This is a genomic window from bacterium (assembly GCA_016699045.1).
Lineage (GTDB): Bacteria > Babelota > Babeliae > Babelales > RVW-14 > AaIE-18.
Genome location: CP064957.1, coordinates 896,843 through 913,497 on the forward strand (window position 1 = coordinate 896,843; position 16,655 = coordinate 913,497).

At 38.9% G+C, this 16,655-nt stretch carries 16 protein-coding genes; 5 read left to right on the forward strand and 11 right to left on the reverse strand.

Annotation, left to right across the window (positions count from 1 at the left end; all coding sequences use genetic code 11):
* Nucleotides 1–237: 237 nt before the first annotated feature.
* Nucleotides 238–939 (reverse strand): RNA methyltransferase, encoded by a 702-nt coding sequence (locus tag IPF37_04010; protein ID QQR48701.1) that lies wholly within the window; start codon nt 937–939, stop codon nt 238–240.
* Between the two features lie 282 nt (nt 940–1,221).
* Between IPF37_04010 and IPF37_04015 the strand changes: the two genes are divergently transcribed.
* Nucleotides 1,222–1,899, forward strand: a complete 678-nt coding sequence (locus IPF37_04015) for a deoxynucleoside kinase (protein ID QQR48702.1) — start codon at nt 1,222–1,224, stop codon at nt 1,897–1,899.
* Here IPF37_04015 and IPF37_04020 read toward each other — a convergent pair.
* Both IPF37_04020 and IPF37_04025 read right to left on the reverse strand, forming a co-directional pair.
* Nucleotides 1,883–2,263, reverse strand: coding sequence for a thioredoxin family protein (locus tag IPF37_04020; GenBank protein QQR48703.1), 381 nt, complete (start codon nt 2,261–2,263; stop codon nt 1,883–1,885). The two genes, IPF37_04015 and IPF37_04020, sit on opposite strands and share 17 nt — an antisense overlap.
* 146 nt (nt 2,264–2,409) lie before the next feature.
* The gene (locus IPF37_04025; protein ID QQR48704.1) at nt 2,410–3,450 is read right to left on the reverse strand and encodes a mechanosensitive ion channel family protein; all 1,041 of its coding nucleotides are present in this window, start codon (nt 3,448–3,450) and stop codon (nt 2,410–2,412) included.
* A gap of 148 nt (nt 3,451–3,598) precedes the next feature.
* Here IPF37_04025 and IPF37_04030 point away from each other — a divergent pair, with 148 nt between their 5' ends.
* The 3 genes from IPF37_04030 (at nt 3,599) to IPF37_04040 (ending at nt 7,138) form a co-directional block, all read left to right on the forward strand.
* Nucleotides 3,599–4,285, forward strand: a complete 687-nt coding sequence (locus IPF37_04030) for a TVP38/TMEM64 family protein (protein ID QQR48705.1) — start codon at nt 3,599–3,601, stop codon at nt 4,283–4,285.
* A gap of 22 nt (nt 4,286–4,307) precedes the next feature.
* On the forward strand, nt 4,308–5,588 hold the full coding sequence (locus IPF37_04035) for a hypothetical protein (GenBank protein ID QQR48706.1): 1,281 nt from the start codon (nt 4,308–4,310) through the stop codon (nt 5,586–5,588).
* 161 nt (nt 5,589–5,749) lie between these two features.
* A complete protein-coding gene (locus IPF37_04040) occupies nt 5,750–7,138 on the forward strand; it encodes a hypothetical protein (GenBank protein ID QQR48707.1) in 1,389 nt (462 codons plus the stop codon).
* Here IPF37_04040 and IPF37_04045 read toward each other — a convergent pair.
* Genes IPF37_04045 through IPF37_04055 form a run of 3 tightly spaced genes read right to left on the reverse strand, consistent with a single transcriptional unit; the run spans nt 7,094 to nt 10,645 of the window.
* The gene (locus IPF37_04045) at nt 7,094–7,714 is read right to left on the reverse strand and encodes a hypothetical protein (GenBank protein ID QQR48708.1); all 621 of its coding nucleotides are present in this window, start codon (nt 7,712–7,714) and stop codon (nt 7,094–7,096) included. The two genes, IPF37_04040 and IPF37_04045, sit on opposite strands and share 45 nt — an antisense overlap.
* Before the next feature lie 19 nt (nt 7,715–7,733).
* On the reverse strand, nt 7,734–8,183 hold the full coding sequence (gene ybeY, locus IPF37_04050) for an rRNA maturation RNase YbeY (GenBank protein ID QQR48709.1): 450 nt from the start codon (nt 8,181–8,183) through the stop codon (nt 7,734–7,736).
* A gap of 11 nt (nt 8,184–8,194) precedes the next feature.
* Nucleotides 8,195–10,645 (reverse strand): valine--tRNA ligase, encoded by a 2,451-nt coding sequence (locus IPF37_04055; GenBank protein ID QQR48710.1) that lies wholly within the window; start codon nt 10,643–10,645, stop codon nt 8,195–8,197.
* Between the two features lie 284 nt (nt 10,646–10,929).
* Here IPF37_04055 and IPF37_04060 point away from each other — a divergent pair, with 284 nt between their 5' ends.
* Nucleotides 10,930–12,462 carry a hypothetical protein gene (locus IPF37_04060; protein QQR48711.1) on the forward strand — a complete coding sequence of 511 codons (1,533 nt, stop codon included), beginning with the start codon at nt 10,930–10,932 and terminating at the stop codon, nt 12,460–12,462.
* Between the two features lie 96 nt (nt 12,463–12,558).
* On the opposite strand, the gene IPF37_04065 is transcribed toward IPF37_04060, so the two are convergent.
* From IPF37_04065 to IPF37_04085, 5 genes are all read right to left on the reverse strand, one after another.
* Nucleotides 12,559–12,783: a hypothetical protein gene (locus IPF37_04065; protein QQR48712.1), complete on the reverse strand. Its 225-nt coding sequence runs from the start codon at nt 12,781–12,783 to the stop codon at nt 12,559–12,561.
* 191 nt (nt 12,784–12,974) lie between these two features.
* Nucleotides 12,975–13,193: a hypothetical protein gene (locus IPF37_04070; GenBank protein ID QQR48713.1), complete on the reverse strand. Its 219-nt coding sequence runs from the start codon at nt 13,191–13,193 to the stop codon at nt 12,975–12,977.
* A 34-nt stretch (nt 13,194–13,227) separates the two neighbouring features.
* Complete coding sequence (locus IPF37_04075) at nt 13,228–13,692, reverse strand: hypothetical protein (GenBank protein QQR48714.1); 465 nt, start codon at nt 13,690–13,692, stop codon at nt 13,228–13,230.
* Nucleotides 13,692–15,473 carry a DEAD/DEAH box helicase gene (locus tag IPF37_04080; GenBank protein QQR48715.1) on the reverse strand — a complete coding sequence of 594 codons (1,782 nt, stop codon included), beginning with the start codon at nt 15,471–15,473 and terminating at the stop codon, nt 13,692–13,694. Before IPF37_04080 ends, IPF37_04075 begins: the two co-directional genes overlap by 1 nt.
* Before the next feature lie 273 nt (nt 15,474–15,746).
* Nucleotides 15,747–16,610, reverse strand: coding sequence for a hypothetical protein (locus IPF37_04085; protein QQR48716.1), 864 nt, complete (start codon nt 16,608–16,610; stop codon nt 15,747–15,749).
* Nucleotides 16,611–16,655 lie beyond the last annotated feature (45 nt).

Genomic DNA, 16,655 nt, shown 5'->3' on the forward strand with positions numbered 1-16,655 from the left:
TCCTCTTAGTTTCGCATTTTGGCAGATTTATGCAAATGGGTTAATGGCTGCTTTGTAGCAAAGCCTATATAAATATTTTACATTTGAAATAGTATTTTGATTGTGAGTAGTTTGGTGTGAAAAATAGGAGATTTTGTTATAAAAATTACGAGGGCTGTAGAAAAACAGCCCTCTTTTTCAAGACAAAGTTTATGTGATTGTTTTAAGATTTTTGGCAGTGTGTTGCAATGGTAAAAATTAATATACCGGCGGCAACTGAAGCGTTGTATGAAATATCTGGTGAGCGTTGTGGAATGGTAATAAGTTCGCCCTTTTTACGGATATCTTTATCAATACCAGAAGCTTGTTACCAATTACCAAGCAGGTTGGTCTTTGAAAGTCAATCTTGGTGGCGTCTTTGCCGTCAATAACCGCCATATATAAATTGTAGCCAGCTTCAATAATTTCTTGTACCGCGCTTTTAGCTGATGCGGCAACATAAATGTCTAAATGCTCTGCATACCCGGCCGATGCTTTAAACACGGCGGGCGTCATGGGTGCTGAGTTTGATTTGCACAAAATTATGCCATCAACGCCGGCGCAGTATGCTGAACGTAAAATGGCGCCCAGGTTGCCAACATCTTGTACGCCATCGAGCAACAAAATGAATGGTTTCTTTTTAGGGTCAAACATTTTGGAGATAAATTGGTAGGGCGAAACCAGCGCTACAATGCCCATGTGGTCAGTTGTTTCTGCAATGCCATCGAGAGCATTTTTTTCAACATATTGAATGTTGGGCATAGTTTTTGGCAGGTAGGGTTTGAGCCGGTCCCATGATTTTGATAATGGCTTGCGTGTGTAGAGTGTGTAAAGCTTACGGCGCTTTGCCTTGAGCATCTCAATAATAGGATGTGCGCCATATAAAATGGACTTTATATTCTTTGATTTTTCTTTAGCCACAATTAATCCAGTAAAAAAGGAGCGTATGGGGAGAAAGTCTTTATATATTCAATCTTTTTAGAGTTTACTCCAAAGAAAGACAATCAGCAAACTCTGTCCATATTTTTCTAAAAAAGTGCCATTGGTTGCATCATTAAAGCTGATTTTCAGCTAAAAATATAGGTTTTTTAATAAACATGTCTTGGCTGGTGATAATCAATAATAATTCACAGACTGCCCATTAGTGTCTATACTGAGGGCCGAGATTTAAGAAACTGTATTAATAAAAAAAGGGCAATGATCATGTTTTTGTTAGAAGGTAATATTGGCGTGGGTAAGTCAACCTTTTTAACCAAATTTGCACAGCATTGTCCAGAAATTACGGTTGTTCAAGAACCATTAGATAGCTGGGATAAGCATTTTTCGGGTCAGTCCCTTCTTGAGCGTTTTTATGCTGACCCAAAACGTTGGGCATACACGCTTGAAACGATGACCATGATAGCTCGTATTCGAGACCACTTGCGTGAGCAAGAAAACGCTAATCCTTTGCGCGTGATGGAGCGCTCTATTTATTCCGGGCATTATTGTTTTGGGATTAATAGCAAGCTTAATGGCTTTCTTTCAGATCTAGAATGGTTGATTTATTCACAATGGATTGATTATTCGTTTAGCAAAAAATGCCTACCGCCTCACGGTTTTATTTACTTGCGTACAACACCAGAAGTTTGTTTTGAGCGGATTGGTCTGCGAGGGCGTGAAAGTGAAAAAGGAATAAGCCTTGAATATGTACGCCAAATCCATGATCAGCACGAAAACTTCTTGATTAAGAAGGAAGGACTTGCGGATAATGTTAAAAATATTCCCGTTTTGGTACTTGATTGTACGCAAGATTTTGTCAACAATGATGAGCTTTTTGCTTCTTATGTCGACTTACTCAAAAATTTTTTTAAGCAAGCTCAGTCAGTTATCGGTCGCCAATAAAGCTTTCAACATGATTTTTAAAGACGTCATAGTCTATTGAGCCGACAAGTCGCTTTTCTTCGTTGCCTCGAAAGAACAGAAGATAGGTTGGTATTCCTTGGATGCCGTATTCTTTTTGCAGTTCTTGGGCTTGATCAACATCGATATGAACAAATGTTAGTTTAGAGCCAAAGTTGTCGATAATCTTTTCGTCCACTGATTTCATGGCTTTGCAGGCACCACACCACGTTGCATGAAACTTGACGACAACGTATTCGTTGTTTGTTAAAAGGTCGAGAAATTCACCCTTTTTATTGATATTCAGCTCACTAGCGCGGGCTGTTATGTACCAAACAGACATCAAAGCAAGGCCAGCTACAGTCATGGATGATAACCTAAAAAATCTCATAATACGCCCAATTCTTTTTAGTGAGAAACTTTTAAACTTTACGCAAGGTCCCATATTTACCTATAATAAGCATAAAAGTTTTCAAATAGAAAAATCAACAAATAATAAATTTGGCGTGATGATTATAAAGAATTTCCTTGCTTGAGCTGGTTTATGTTGATTGGCAGGGCTATGCGGGCGCCATGATGTTGAATGATTTTGGCAATATTTAAAAGGACGTCCTGTTTAATGATGGAAAATTCTACAGGATCCATCGTTTTGATAAAAGCAGAGCATTCAATTTCTAGAGCGTAGTTAGCTAAATTAATAAGAGAAACGCTAATCTTTTGCGCTTGGTCAACGTCGTGATGATGGTGCAAAAAGGTGTCTATTGAAGTAACAATCTGTTCAACAAAACAGAGGTCTTCATAGTGAATGCCGATTATTGTTTTAAGCCGCTTGTTGTGCATTTTCCCGTAGTTTTCTACCATGGCGTCAATTACCAGGGCATTCGGAATGTACAATGGTCGGCGGTCCCGTGTTCTGATGCTGGTCATGTACCAACCAATATCTTCAACGACGCCTTCAAATCCTTTATTAGAAGAGCGAATCCAGTCGCCAATTACAAACGGGCGATTAATGTAAATCATGAGTCCGCCAAAAAAATTGGCTATCACATCTTTTGCTGCCAAGCTTATAGCAATGCCGCTGATCCCACCAAAGGCAAAAAGAGCGGTTAATGAGATACCAAAAGCATCTAGAATCATGATGAGGGCGACCATAATAATGCCAAGCGTTATAATTTTGTCGGCGGCGGTGATAAAGATTTTGTCAGCGCTGTTGGTGGTAAAATAGCGCTCTAGTAGTTTTTCAAACATATATTTAGTGCGTAAGAGCAGCCATGCCAAGACACCCGTTAAACAGACTACGCGTAGTTGTGCGAGCCGTCCGATCAAAAACTGATCAGTAAAAAAGAGTGAAAAAATGGTAAAAAATGTTTGAAGTAAAATAAAACATCTGAGTGGCAGGCAGAGCGCATCGGCCAACGATTGTTGCCAGACATGCTTTGATGTTGATAACAATTTCATTAAAAAGCGTGCTCCTGCAAAAGCTATGCCGGTTAGAAAAATAATAAATAATAATTCACTGATTAGTGCACAAGACAATTCCATATTTAGGTCCATTGTATTTTTAAGAGAAGGAGTGTTGATGTCTGTCTTCATTAAACCACAAATTACCTGAGAGATCAAAAAAAGGCCCTTTTCTTAAAAAATCTAGGCATACGCTGGTGTGGTATTTTATGATTTGAAAAATTGACGAAAGGGTTATTTTATGAATAAGAAATGGATAGTATTTCTTTTAATCGTGAGTAGTATGGTTGTCAGTATGTGCTGCAGTCCGTTAATACATTATCTGCCTTTTGAGTACACCTCAATTGATATGCTTGAGATAAAAAAACTTGTTGACTACAATTACGTACTTGCAAGTTTTGGTTATGTTGCTGCGTATGCCGTGCTTGCAAGTTTTTCTTTGTATGGCTTGTTTCCGCTTAGTATCGTTGGCGGTTTTTTATTTGGTATGGTTGGCGGGTCAGTGTTGATGACTGTGGGAGCAACTTTGGGAGCTTTTGGATCTTTTTTACTCACGCGGTATCTTGTGGGTAATGATTTTCAAAAACGTTATGCATCTCGGCTTGCTTCGTTTAATAGCCATGTTAAGCACCATGGTTTGTGGTATTTATTTTCATTGCGACTCATGCCATTTGTTCCATTTTTTCTAGTGAATATTGCGGCAGGTTTTACCACACTATCGCCGGTTACTTTTTTATGGACAACAACCATTGGCGTATTGCCATGTTCATTGGTATATGCGTTTATTGCGGAACAAAGTGGGTCGCTTGTTGCTGTCGACAATGCTTTGTCGCCGCGTATTATTATAGCTCTTGTTATGTTCAGCCTGCTTGTTTTATTACCGGTTATTGTGCATGCTTTAACTGATAATGAAGATTTAAAATCATAAAATAAAAATGCAGGGAGAGCTTGTGTTAATAAAAAAAATGATGATTCTTTTGGGATATTTTTTAACAACAACGTTATTTCCTGTCGTTATGGGTACCGGATTGCATTCTTTTAAAAAAAAGAAATTAGTGCTTTTGCAATGCAAGGGTGGTTATGGCCATGTTGCTGCGTGCAATGCACTGAATAATATATTTAAAGATTATTATGACATCAAAATTGTGACGCCGATCGAAGAGTTGTTTGACGAATTTGATATCATAAAAAAAATGACGCGAGGCAAAGCAAATTCTGAAGATATGTATAATGGTATTTTGCAGCGTGGTTGGATACGGACGTTCAATGTTGTGTGTGATAATATTGTACCGTTTGTTGTACGGTTCAATTACAAAAAAATGGAAAAAGCGCTTGCTGCATATCTTAATCGAGAAAAGCCTGACATGCTTATTTCAACGATGCCGTTTGTTAATTTCCCAGCAAGTAATGTGGCAAAAAATCTCAATATTCCATTTTTAATCGTAACGGTTGATGGTGGCCTGCATAATTGGCGAGTAGGTCTTAAAGATATTTCGCATTCAAATTATTTGATAACAATTGGCTTTGATATTCCTCAAACACGTGGATTTTTGCATCAGTGTGCTATTCCAGATGAAAAAATTAGACTTACTGGTTTTGCCGTTCGCAATGATTTCTTTGAATTAAAAGATGTTAAGGCGATTCGCAAAAAGTGGGCAATTCCTGATAATAAATTTACGACGATGATTTTGATGGGCGGTGCCGGTGGTGCAACCGCCTTTGATTATGTGCAAAAGATTGTTTCGGCAGATATTGATTCGCATGTGCTGGTGTGTATCGGAAGAAACAAAAAGTTGCAAACAAAGATAGCACGGTTTATGCAAAAAAAATCTCCTTCAAATGTTTCGGTAACGATTATTCCATTTACCGAACGTGTTTCAGATTTGATGGCAGTTTCAGATCTTTTGATAACCAAGCCAGGGCCGGGCAGTATTAGTGAAGCGTTGACTATGAAGTTGCCAATGTTACTGGACTACACTAAGCCCGCCCTATTTTGGGAGCGGCCCAATATGGAATATGTTAAAAATAATGGGTATGGCTTGGTGATAAAAAGTTTACGTCATGTGCCCGGAATTTTGCAAAAAATGAGGGATGATAAGGAATATTATCAGGGTTTCAAGCAAAAACTTGAGCAATCTTCTCAGTATAATTTTGCTCAAAATATAAAGCCAATTGTCTTTTCCATGTGTCCGCCAACGTTGCCAGAGGTTAATTTTCAGCTTTCAGGCTAAGTTTAAAAACCTCAAAAATCGATAAAAATCCCCTTTTTCCATGAAAATGATGGAGAGTGCTTAACGCCCCTCTCCCATTTTTCAATTAGTCACTTTTGTGATAGGATTATAAGGTAGAGCGACAGATGGGTTGTTATTGTTTTTTACACAAGAGAAAATTCATGAAAAATTGGTGCCGTTTTATATTATTATTGCTTGGTATGTTTTTGTCAGTACAGCATGGTGCGTATGCTCATATTGTGGGAAATTCTGCTAAAAAGAAAATTGTTATCTTAACGAGCAAGGGTGGCTATACGCATATGGCTGTTGCAAAATCGTTAGAAGAATTTTTTGGGCATGATTATGAAATGATTACGATTAATCCTTTTGAAACAGTTCTTGTTTCTCTTGATATCGTAAAAAAAATAACCTTCAATAATTATGATGGCGAAGAAGCGTACAATTCGATGCTTCGTTCTGGATGGACGCGTGTGCTTAATTTTTGTCTGCGCAATATTGGTCTGCCTACTGCCAGACGGCAAGCAAATCAAGTAGAAAAATTATTGACTAATTATTTGGCCGAAATAAAACCTGATATGCTTATTTCAGTTATTCCTGTTATTAGTTTGCCGGCTAGCAATGCGGCAAAAAATCTTAATATTCCTTTTTTATTAATTACGTTGGATAACGATTTGACGGCATGGGTTCCGGGACTTAAAGACTTAACGCATCAAAAATTTGCGACGACCATTGGTTTTGAAACACCTCTTACCAGGCCTATGCTGCGAGATGCAGGTATTCCTGATACACGCATTACCATGTCTGGCTTTCCGGTGCGCAAAGATTTTCTTGAAACCAAGGATATAGCGGCTATAAAAAGGAATTGGGAGATTCCTGACGATAAGTTTGTAATAACGTTAGTGATGGGTGGGGCTGGTTCTAATTTGATGTACCGCTACGCTCGTATCATTGCTAAATTAAATCGCGATGTTCATCTCATGGTGTTGGTTGGCAAGAATGAATATTTGGGCACGCGCTTGAAAAAAATATCGTGCTCAAAGAAAGTATCTTTGCGTGTTGTTGAGTTTACTGATCGTGTTTCAGACTTGATGGCTGCGTCAGATTTATTAATTACTAAGCCAGGGCCAAGTATTATTACTGAGGCTTTGTACATGAAGCTGCCTATGCTGATTGATCATACGACAGTACATCCGTTTTGGGAAAATATTAATATTTCTTTCGTTACCAACAACAGGCTTGGTGATGAAGTTAAGAGCCTTGGTGATCTCAAGCGCATTATTTATCGTTATATTGATGACCGTAACTATTATCAAGCGATTAAAAGTAATATTACTTCATTTGAAAAAGAGGATTTTTATAAGAAAATAGGGCACCTGATTAATACCATGTGCCCTCCGAGAAGACTGCGCTTTGTTGATCATCAACAAAACTTTTTGCGTAGTGTTATGACTTCAAAAAGCTCTTATGCTAAAAATGCTCATATCAATCGATTTTGGTATAATTACTTATGCAGCGGGCGCACCAGGATGAGTGTTGACCGATTTTTTTGATTTGAGATCTTTAACAAATTGTTGATACGCTTCTTGTGCTTCTTTTGACATACTGTCTTCAATATTTGTGAATAGTGTTGTAAATTCTTTTGCCAAGGAAGCAAGTTGTTTCTTTGTGGTAATTTCTCGATGGAAGTAGACAAGGATATCTTTTTCGGTTCCATTTAAGAAATTGCTAATGTAGAGTTTTCCAACTTTTTCTTCTGGGAAACTTTCTTTAATTAAAGAAAGTACAATCCCGCTAAAATTGCGTACCTCATTAAAGAATTCTTGAATTGGATGAATCATGTGTTGAAGGCGTGTAAGAATAAACGCTTTTTCTTCAGCGCTTGGTTGTGCGGTATTTTTTGTTTCTACGTTTTCTTTATTTTCCTTGGAGGCATCGCGTTCTTGTTTAAGATCCGTAAGAATGGCTTTGCTTTTTTGTTTAGACAATTTGATGCGCGCTGCAACGTATGGCATTGTTTGCAATGACATATTCAAAAATTGCATTTCAGGGCTGGTGAGTTGTTTTGCTTCTATAAAAAAAGGCATAAGCATAAATACAAAAACGTTGATTACTCTTATTTTTTTCATAAAATTTCCTTACGATTTATTATTCAACTGTTTTTAAAAGTTTACGTTCAACTTTACTCATGATGCGATATTCTTTGTCAGTGATGTGATCATAATTTAAAAGATGTGCGATGCCGTGTGCAAGCAAGGCGGTTACGTGTTCTTCAAAAGAACGCTCCCACTCAGGTGCTTTTTTTTGTACATATTCAAGCGAAATAATAATGTCCCCAAGATTTTCATCTTCTGGGCAGGTAACAACAATGCGCTTACCTGCTACCAAGTCTGGATGAAAAGGAAACGATAAAATATCGGTCGGTTTATCTTTTTTACGAAACTCACGATTATATTTTCTGATGGTGTTATTGGTTGTTAAATAAATCCCAATATCAAAATGTTCGTAGCCAAGGACTGCCAGCATTTTATGCACAGTCTTTTTAATTAATGTTTCATTAACTAAAATTTTGCGCTGCTTATTAATTATTCTAATCATGGATTTACTTTCTACTCGAGCCTTAACGATACAGTTGCGGCAAGAATCTCGCCATCAAGGCTTATACGTGTCGCGCTATCGTTTGCTACAAAAGAAATTGTTTCAGCTTTGGTTATGCCTTGCAACAAAGTAGCTTGGGTACGCAGAGAGTCTAATAAATCTTGGTCTTTACCGCAAATGGTTAAACATTGCAATGAAGTTTTTAGCGAGACTTGTTGTTCACTTTTAAGTCGGCGTACATGAGCAACAATTGCCAGCACGTGTTCTATGATCTGCGCACTGGAGCTGTACGATTGAGCAAAGCGTTGGTAGTCAAGTTTGGTGATGTGCAACGAAATCGTGGATTCGTGTTTTTTAAACATCAGCTGATAAATGCTTTCGGTGATGTGTGGCACAAATGGTGCATACAATTGTAAAATACCAAAGCCAACTTCGTAGAGCGTGTGCTGCGTTCCTTGTATAATTGCTTGATCATAATTGGCAGGATTGAATAATTGATCTTTAATTAACTCAAGATAATTATCACAAAAATCATGCCAAAAGAATCGTTCAACAGCATCAAGTGCTTGGCTGTATTCGTATTCTTCAAAAGCTTCTTTATATTGCTTTGTGGTTTTTTCGAGTCTATCGAATAACCATTCATTCAATTGATTGAGCGATGGTTTGTTTGTTAATGGGCGATAGTCTGCTAAAAAGTCTTTGCAAAATCTAAAAGCGTTCCATAATTTTGTGACTAATTTTTGACCGATTTTAAGCTGATTATCGCTAAAGGCTGTATCAGTACCAAGTTTGCCGCTTGCGGCCCAAAAACGTATGACGTCTGCAGGAAATTCTTTTAAAAGTCCGTCAGGCGTCATTTTTTCATTTTCTTTAGATTTGGAAATTTTTTCACCTTTGCCGGCCAGTACGTGCCCAGAAATCATGATATCATTCCACGGAATTTGGTTGTGGTGATAGTATGATTTTATGATGGTATAAAATGCCCACGTACGAATAATGTCATGTGCTTGAGGGCGCATAGACATCGGCATAGAAAATGGTGAGTTGTTGCTTGGCCACAAAGCATTTATTTGCGGCGTGAGCGATGAAGTGTTCCAGGTATCCATCACATCAGTTTCTGGTGTGAGTGCTGTTGAGCCGCAGTTGGTGCAGCTGCCGCCGGGAAATGCTTGCTCTTGTGGATCTATTGGTAAATCTTTAAGATCAGCTAAAACAATGGTTTTACAATCGGTACAATGCCACAATGGGAACGGTATACCAAAGAAACGTTGGCGTGAAATGCACCAGTCCCAGTTTAAATTTTGAACCCAGTCTTTGTAGCGGGCTTTCATATACGCAGGTCGCCAATTAATTTTGTCTGCCAAGGCAATGAATGTATCTTTGTTTTCAAGAATTTTAACAAACCATTGCTCAAGAATTTGATATTCAATTTCTTGTTTGCAGCGTTCATGGGTATTAACATTGTGCGTAATATTTTTTTTAGCAATAAGCTTGCCGGTTTGCTCAAGTAACTCAAGTACTTTTTTGCGCGCTTCGTGCACACGCAGTCCTGCAAGTTCGCCTGCCAATGCTGCCCATTTGCCATCACGGCCAATCGTTTCGATAATTGGCAGCGAATGTTTTTTAAACCAGGCAATATCCATCTGGTCGCCAAAGGTACAACACATAACCAAGCCAGAACCTTTTTCAGGGTCTACTTGATCGTCAGCAATGAGTGGCACTCTTTTTTCAAAAATTGGCGTAATGGCATACTTGCCCGCCAAGTGTTGGTAGCGCGCATCGGTGGGATGATAAAATACTGCAACGCATGCAGGCAACAATTCGGGGCGTGTTGTAGCAATGGTTAATTGTTGTCCGTCTTCTGTGGTGAACGAAATGTCGTTAAATGTTGTTGCAACTTCCATGTTGTCTATTTCAGCTTGCGCAACTGATGTTTGGCAGGTAGTGCAATACAACGATGGTTCTTGTTTGCGATAGACTAATTTTTTATTATATAAATCGATAAAAGAGTATTGAGAAACTTTGCGTACATTATCAGAAATGGTTGAGTAAATTTTTGTCCAGTCAACCGACAAGCCCATGGTGCGCCACAAGTTTTCAAATAATTTTTCTATGTCGGCAGTTTCTTTTAAACAAAGTGCTACAAATTCAGAGCGCTTCATTAAGTGGGCCTTGGTCTTATTTTTTTTTTCTACAAAGCGTTCGGTTGGTAGGCCGTTGTCGTCAAAGCCCATCGGATAGAAAACGTTGTAACCTTGCATGCGTTTATAGCGAGCAACAAGGTCGGCATGAGTGTATGAGAAAACATGGCCAATATGTAATGTACCAGAGACGGTTGGTGGTGGGGTATCAATACTGTAGACTGGTTTTGTGCTTTCATGATTAAAAGAATAAATAGACTCTTTTTCCCACAATGTACGTGCAGTTTGTTCACATACTAAATGATCGTACCGTTTATCCATGGCCCTGCCTTTATGATAAAAAAATGACTGAATGTGGAAATTAGTATATCACAAAATTCAAAATTAAAAACGCACGGATGTCTGTTTTTTGAGTGTTAGTAAATAGCTGGGCAAAAAATTGCGCAATCATGTTTTCAGATAGTATGAAATAGCGAAAGAGTCTTGATTATTTGCTTTACATTCATTGTTCATTTGTTAAAATGCAACACGGTTTTAGCAAGGGTTGTTCATATATTTGCGGCAATTTCTGTTGTTTTTTAATCACACACTCAGGAGATTTTTTTATGTACTTGTTCCATCACAAGACGTTGCGTTCAGGCATAGCTACGTTACTTGTTGCAGGTTTTTGCTTGTTCAATGTTTATTCAGTCGAAGAAAATAAGGCTTTATCAAGCACCAATGATAAATATTCTTATGAACAGTTGGCACAAATTACTACCGCAGCGTTGAGAGGCCCAGCGCTTTTCTCGCATATTTATCATGAAAAAAAAGGTAATGTTAAAAGGGCGGCAGCGCTTGCGGTGTTACTTGATGTGTTACGTGTCAGCAATGGTGTTTTGGCGTTGCATAATTCGACAACAAATAAACAACATTACAATCTTGCGTGGCTTGGTTATGACGTAGCCGCGTTGTCTGCCGACTTAGTTGCTATGATAACATCTTTTGATGCACCAGAAAAACAAAAAGGTGATGCCAAGCTTCATAAAAAAGTTGATAAACTTTTAGTAAGTCTTCAATATGTTTTGTTGCCGCTGTCAGAAGCCGTACTGACTACTTTTTCAGCTCTGGCAACTGATAATCCAGAACAACAAGTAAAAGCTGATGCATTGAATTCTTTTGTTCGTATGGCTTCGGTGTTTTTGGCAAGCAAGCCAAAGTCTCTTGAAGCAAAATTGGAACTTGCGTTGTTGGGCTTGAGTGCGTGGATGGTATGGCAAGAATTTAAAAAACCAGCAGATGATAAACCCGCAGGAGGCCAACCTGCTGGACAACAATCTCAAGGTTCAGAATCTGATGACAAAAAATCTGATAGTTCTTTGAATGATAAAGAGCCTGAAAAAGACATTTTAGAAAAGAACGATGTTGAAAATGGTAAAGAAGCTGAGAAAGCTAACGCACCATCAGGTTCTGGTGAAAAGCCTATTGCCGCAGAATCTGTGGTTGGTTCTGATGGTCAAGCAGTAGACAAAGTGGCCGAAGAACAAATTTCTGTTTCTGGTACACAAGCACCTGTTCCTAACTTAGTCCCAGCTCAAGTTATCCCAGTAGCTTCAGGTTCAGAAGTAGAAGCTTCGGTTCAGCAAGCTGCTTCCAATTCAGAAGCTAATTCAGGTGTAAGAGTTGTTGTAGAGGCGACGCTTACTCAAGACAGAGCTTCGGTTAAGAATGGCTTAGTTCCTCACAATGAATCGGTAGTTTTGACGATAAATATGCCAGCATTTGTTCCTGACGTAAACTCAGTTCAGAATTTACCAGTAGCTTCAGATTCAGAGGTAGAGGCTTCGGTTCAGCAACCAGTTCTTAATGCAGAAGCTGATCAAAATGCGCCAGCTCCAGCTGAGCAAGCAGCTCCATTGCAAGAACTCATTCAAAATTCAAGCGATGCTGAGCCTGTTGTAAATGCAGTTTCGGAGTCAGTGGCTTTGGCACCAGAAGAAGCAGTTAATCAAGATCTGACAGTAGCTCCAGTTCAAGAAATCAGTGTACCAGCTCAAACTCAAGCTGATCGTGATCTAGATCTTTCTTTCGCACGAACGCTACAGAATGAGGGGCCTCGTAGAAGTGAGCGCTTAAAAAAACGCATGACGAATGCTTGATTAATATTTTTAATCTATAATTATTAGGTCAAATAAGAGAGAGCCTGTCATTTTAAAATGACAGGCTCTCTCTTATTTTAACGTTATGCAAAATTTTTAGCGCCCAAAGATTGATTTAACTTTTGCTAAAAATTGATCAATATAATCGGTAGCTTGTTTGATATTGAGAATGGCAAGTCCATAATAAATAAGCAAAAATCCTGTTACAAAGCAAACGATCTGAAAGATCATTTTAAAGGCGAAAAATATCAGAACAACCCCGCCAATAACAGCAAGTAAGCCTTTAACAATTTCTAGATTTGGCATATTCATATTATCCATTATTACTTCCCTTTACATTTTTTAGTTAACATTCTACCAATCATTAATGACCGTTGCGTTACTATTTTATATCAGAAAATATTATATTTTGTACGCCGAGCATAGCAAGATTTGCTTTCATGAAGCAAGATTCTTGAAAAATCTATGGGGTAAGATGACTTTATATGAGGCAGTAAGAATAGGATTGGATATTATTCTTGATCGTCGTTGATATCGTAAAAATCTCGATGACGGTGTTTTTTGTTGGGTACTGATGACTCGCGAATAAGTCTGAGGCCAGACAGCAACAAATAAAATCCAAGTACGACAATGAGAAGCCGAATGATGCCAGCGGTAAGAAATGGCATAATAATAAACACACCAAGAAAAGTTAATATGAAACCAACGATAAATTGTGGTGCTCTAAGCATGGCCGAGTTCCTTTATTGTTTTCATTGTGTACGATTATTGTTGCAACAAAAAATAGATTGAGAGTGCAAGACACGCCCAAACCTGTAAATGCAGTATAACATGAAGTGTGTTTGGTACAACGTTGGTGCCGCGTTTTGGCAGAAAATGGTGTGTTTTACGATATTCTCTAAACCCGTGCTTGTGTTGCTCAGAGCTACCCCAAATATAAGGAATCCACCAGGCGCACAAGGTGCCAAGCGTAAGTATGCTGTAAAAAATAATCAAAATAATGGAAACGCGTTCTGGAAAGTATGGTTGGTACCGAACGGTGAGCAACAATGGCAGCAATACGAAACTGGTATTAATGCAGGTGGTGAGTACACGGTCGTTAAACGAATGTGCTTTTTTGAGATCGGGAATATTGGTAAATGGTGGGACATGAATCCAATCATGTCCCACCATAAATAGTAACAAAGTAATTTGCAGAATAATAAAAACTACTACTGCATCAACAATCATTATGCACTTCTTCGGTTTCGTGAATCTCTGTTGTTATCACGAGAGCGGTAATCGCGGCTTCTGTTGTCAGAACCACGGCTATCATTGCCACGGTTGTCGTTGCTTCTGTTGTTGTCTCTGCGTGGGCTTAAACGACGAGGTCTGCCGCTGCTTTGTTGTTGTTTTTCTCTGTATACATCTTGCACCACGTGAACGCGATGCGCTTTGTCGATGATCGGTGTGCTTTGCATTTGGCTGATACTTGTTTTTAGTTTGCTTTCAGGAACGGCAATAAACGTCTTGTTTCTCAAAACGCGTAACTTGCTCACGTCTTGTGGCTCAATACCACACACCGCTAAAATGTACTCGCTGATCATGTCTTCGTCAAGTCCATCATCTTGCCCAAGTTCAATACAAATTTCTTGAGGAATCTGTGCATTGTGACCATAAGCGGAAGATGAACCGCGTTCAGTAAATTCAGTATCGTGTGCATCTTCGCGAATGCCTTGCAAGAACTTTTCTTTCAACGCAACAGCGAAGGAATAACGAATTTCTTGGTCGGTGAATGAGTTAATAAGCTCAGTCAACGCTTTGTCTACACCCGTTTCTTTAATAGCGATTTTTTTAGCTTGTTCAATAAAATCAGCAATGCCGCTCATTTTAGCGGTAATGATTGAATCGATTGGTGGCACGGCAATTTCAGACAATGATGTTTTTACAACGGCTTCAATGCGCTTGAGGCGATATCGTTCTGAGCCAGTAATAAACATAATTGCGATGCCTTCTTTACCGGCACGGCCTGTACGGCCAATGCGGTGGACATATGCTTCAGATTCATCAGGAATCGAGTAGTTGATAACGTGAGTCAAATCTGAAACGTCAATACCACGACCAGCAACGTCAGTTGCGATCAAGATAGAAAAGTCTCTGTTTTTAAAACCTTTGATAACATGATTACGCAATGTTTGTTTCATATCACCATGTAAACAGTTAACTTTAAAGCCTCTGCTTGCCAATTCTTCGGTAACTTCAGTTGTCAAAGTTTTTGTGCGACAAAAGATAATACCATAAAAACTTGGTGCTGCTTCAATAAAGCGGATAGTTGCTTCAAGGCGTTTTTTCATCGGCACCATGCAATAATATTGCTTAATGCATGCGCTTGATGGAGCGCCTTGTGATGATTTAATGCTGATCACATTTTTCATGTGTGAGCGGATTAATTTTTGAATACCAGACATGACTGTTGCTGAATACAACCAAATGCTGCGTTCTTCAGGAACAAATTTTAAAATGGCATCAATTTCAAGCATGAAGCCCATGTCGAGCATGATATCCGCTTCGTCCAATACTAAAACTTTAAGACCATCAAGTTTGAGAGTCTTGCGTTCCAAGTGGTCATTGATACGGCCCGGTGTACCAATGATAATGTGTACGCCGCGTCTCAGTGCAGAAATTTGAGCGTTGATAGGCATGCCGCCACAAATGTGTTCAATAACAATGCCGGTACCTTTTGAAACATTTTTAAGGCTTTCATAGATTTGCAAAACAAGTTCGCGTGTTGGTGCCATAACCAAGCCTTGAACCGCCTTGTTGGTTGGGTCAATAGCGTGGATAAGTGGGATACCAAATGCTAATGTTTTGCCGGTTCCGGTTTGTGCTTGTACGTGCACGTCTTGTTTAAAATTTTCGAGTAAAAGTGGAACGACGTCAGATTGTACAGGCGTTGGTGTGGAAAAGCCAAGAGTCTTGAGTGCATCGTGCATTTGTGGCATGAGTAAAAAATCATCAAACGTATTATTCACAGTGTCCTTCGGTTTAAATTAGTAATTCTTCCAATATCAGAATCTGCGAATAATGCTGAAGCTCACTCGACACATCGGATATATTCATATAGATACGGGTACCTACTATCTTATTTTACTCGACTTTGACAAAAAATACTACCGCCAAATAACATATTTGTCATTAAAAGAGGCCAGTGGGCCGATTCAATGGATCTATTGGCCTCTTTTTAATAATTTATTCAGCGAGAAAAAAGCCTAAAAAATGGCCTTTTGTAAGCTTCGGATGTTGTTTTATAGCCATTCGTTTGCCATGATGGCTTTGTAATCGTCTTTGAATTTGGCATGATCGGGCTGATGAACGGTCAAATTGCCGTTATCGACATCATTAACTACCCAAGGTTGTGCGGGCACAATGTTGCTCTTTTCAAGAATAGAGAGAATAAGGCTTGAATCTTTCAAAATGTATACGTGGGTGTCAGAATCTTGTTGTGTAATAAAATAGACATTTTCAAAGCCATTTTCTTTCAGACCATAGTACAGAGCGCATGCGCCTTGGTATGGCAGACAGCGGTCATGGGTCGAATGAACAAGGACGATAAGAATCTTTTTATTCGTTAATTTTGCGATTGATTTGATCACTTGCATGCCTGCGGGGTCGTAGGCTGGAAATATGAATTTTTTAGCAATGCGGGGTGCTGTTGATTGAACGATCCAATCAGGCAACCAGGCCAATTGGTGGGCGTTGTGAATAATCGCGCTGTTACCGCTGGCCATTGGTGCTTCCAAAATTAAAGCCTTGAGATTTGTTTGTGCTTCAGGATGTTTGGCTAAAAAGTTAAGTGCCGTTGCCGTTCCCTGCGATGTTGCGTGAATGATATAATCCGAATTTTTCGCATTGGCATTTTGATAACAATCTTCAAGATATTTGATGCAGTTATCTTGGCCCAAATCAATTGTTTCTTGCGCGGTTGGAATATCAACCATAAGAATCTTTTCTGGTGATACACCCACTTGCTGAGCGACATAATATTGGTTACTGCCCAAGCCGTTTTGACCAGGAATTGCAAAAATTTTATAGTCAGCGTTGGCTGCGCCATGAAGATGCGAACAAAAAAAGATTACGCCAAGAATTATTTTTTTTAGAACGTTTTTCATGTTTGCCCCATTTTTTTTAAAGAAATAGTCTTTTTTTGGGATAAA

Bases quoted from the DNA above. Each gene is read 5' to 3' on its own strand.
- IPF37_04015 (QQR48702.1), top strand. From the start codon at position 1,222: ATGTTTTTGTTAGAAGGTAATATTGGCGTGGGTAAGTCAACCTTTTTA.
- IPF37_04020 (QQR48703.1), bottom strand. From the start codon at position 2,263: ATGACTGTAGCTGGCCTTGCTTTGATGTCTGTTTGGTACATAACAGCC.
- IPF37_04025 (QQR48704.1), bottom strand. From the start codon at position 3,450: ATGGACCTAAATATGGAATTGTCTTGTGCACTAATCAGTGAATTATTA.
- IPF37_04030 (QQR48705.1), top strand. From the start codon at position 3,599: ATGAATAAGAAATGGATAGTATTTCTTTTAATCGTGAGTAGTATGGTT.
- IPF37_04040 (QQR48707.1), top strand. From the start codon at position 5,750: ATGAAAAATTGGTGCCGTTTTATATTATTATTGCTTGGTATGTTTTTG.
- IPF37_04045 (QQR48708.1), bottom strand. From the start codon at position 7,714: ATGAAAAAAATAAGAGTAATCAACGTTTTTGTATTTATGCTTATGCCT.
- ybeY (QQR48709.1), bottom strand. From the start codon at position 8,183: ATGATTAGAATAATTAATAAGCAGCGCAAAATTTTAGTTAATGAAACA.
- IPF37_04055 (QQR48710.1), bottom strand. From the start codon at position 10,645: ATGGATAAACGGTACGATCATTTAGTATGTGAACAAACTGCACGTACA.
- IPF37_04060 (QQR48711.1), top strand. From the start codon at position 10,930: ATGTACTTGTTCCATCACAAGACGTTGCGTTCAGGCATAGCTACGTTA.
- IPF37_04065 (QQR48712.1), bottom strand. From the start codon at position 12,783: ATGGATAATATGAATATGCCAAATCTAGAAATTGTTAAAGGCTTACTT.
- IPF37_04070 (QQR48713.1), bottom strand. From the start codon at position 13,193: ATGCTTAGAGCACCACAATTTATCGTTGGTTTCATATTAACTTTTCTT.
- IPF37_04075 (QQR48714.1), bottom strand. From the start codon at position 13,692: ATGATTGTTGATGCAGTAGTAGTTTTTATTATTCTGCAAATTACTTTG.
- IPF37_04085 (QQR48716.1), bottom strand. From the start codon at position 16,610: ATGAAAAACGTTCTAAAAAAAATAATTCTTGGCGTAATCTTTTTTTGT.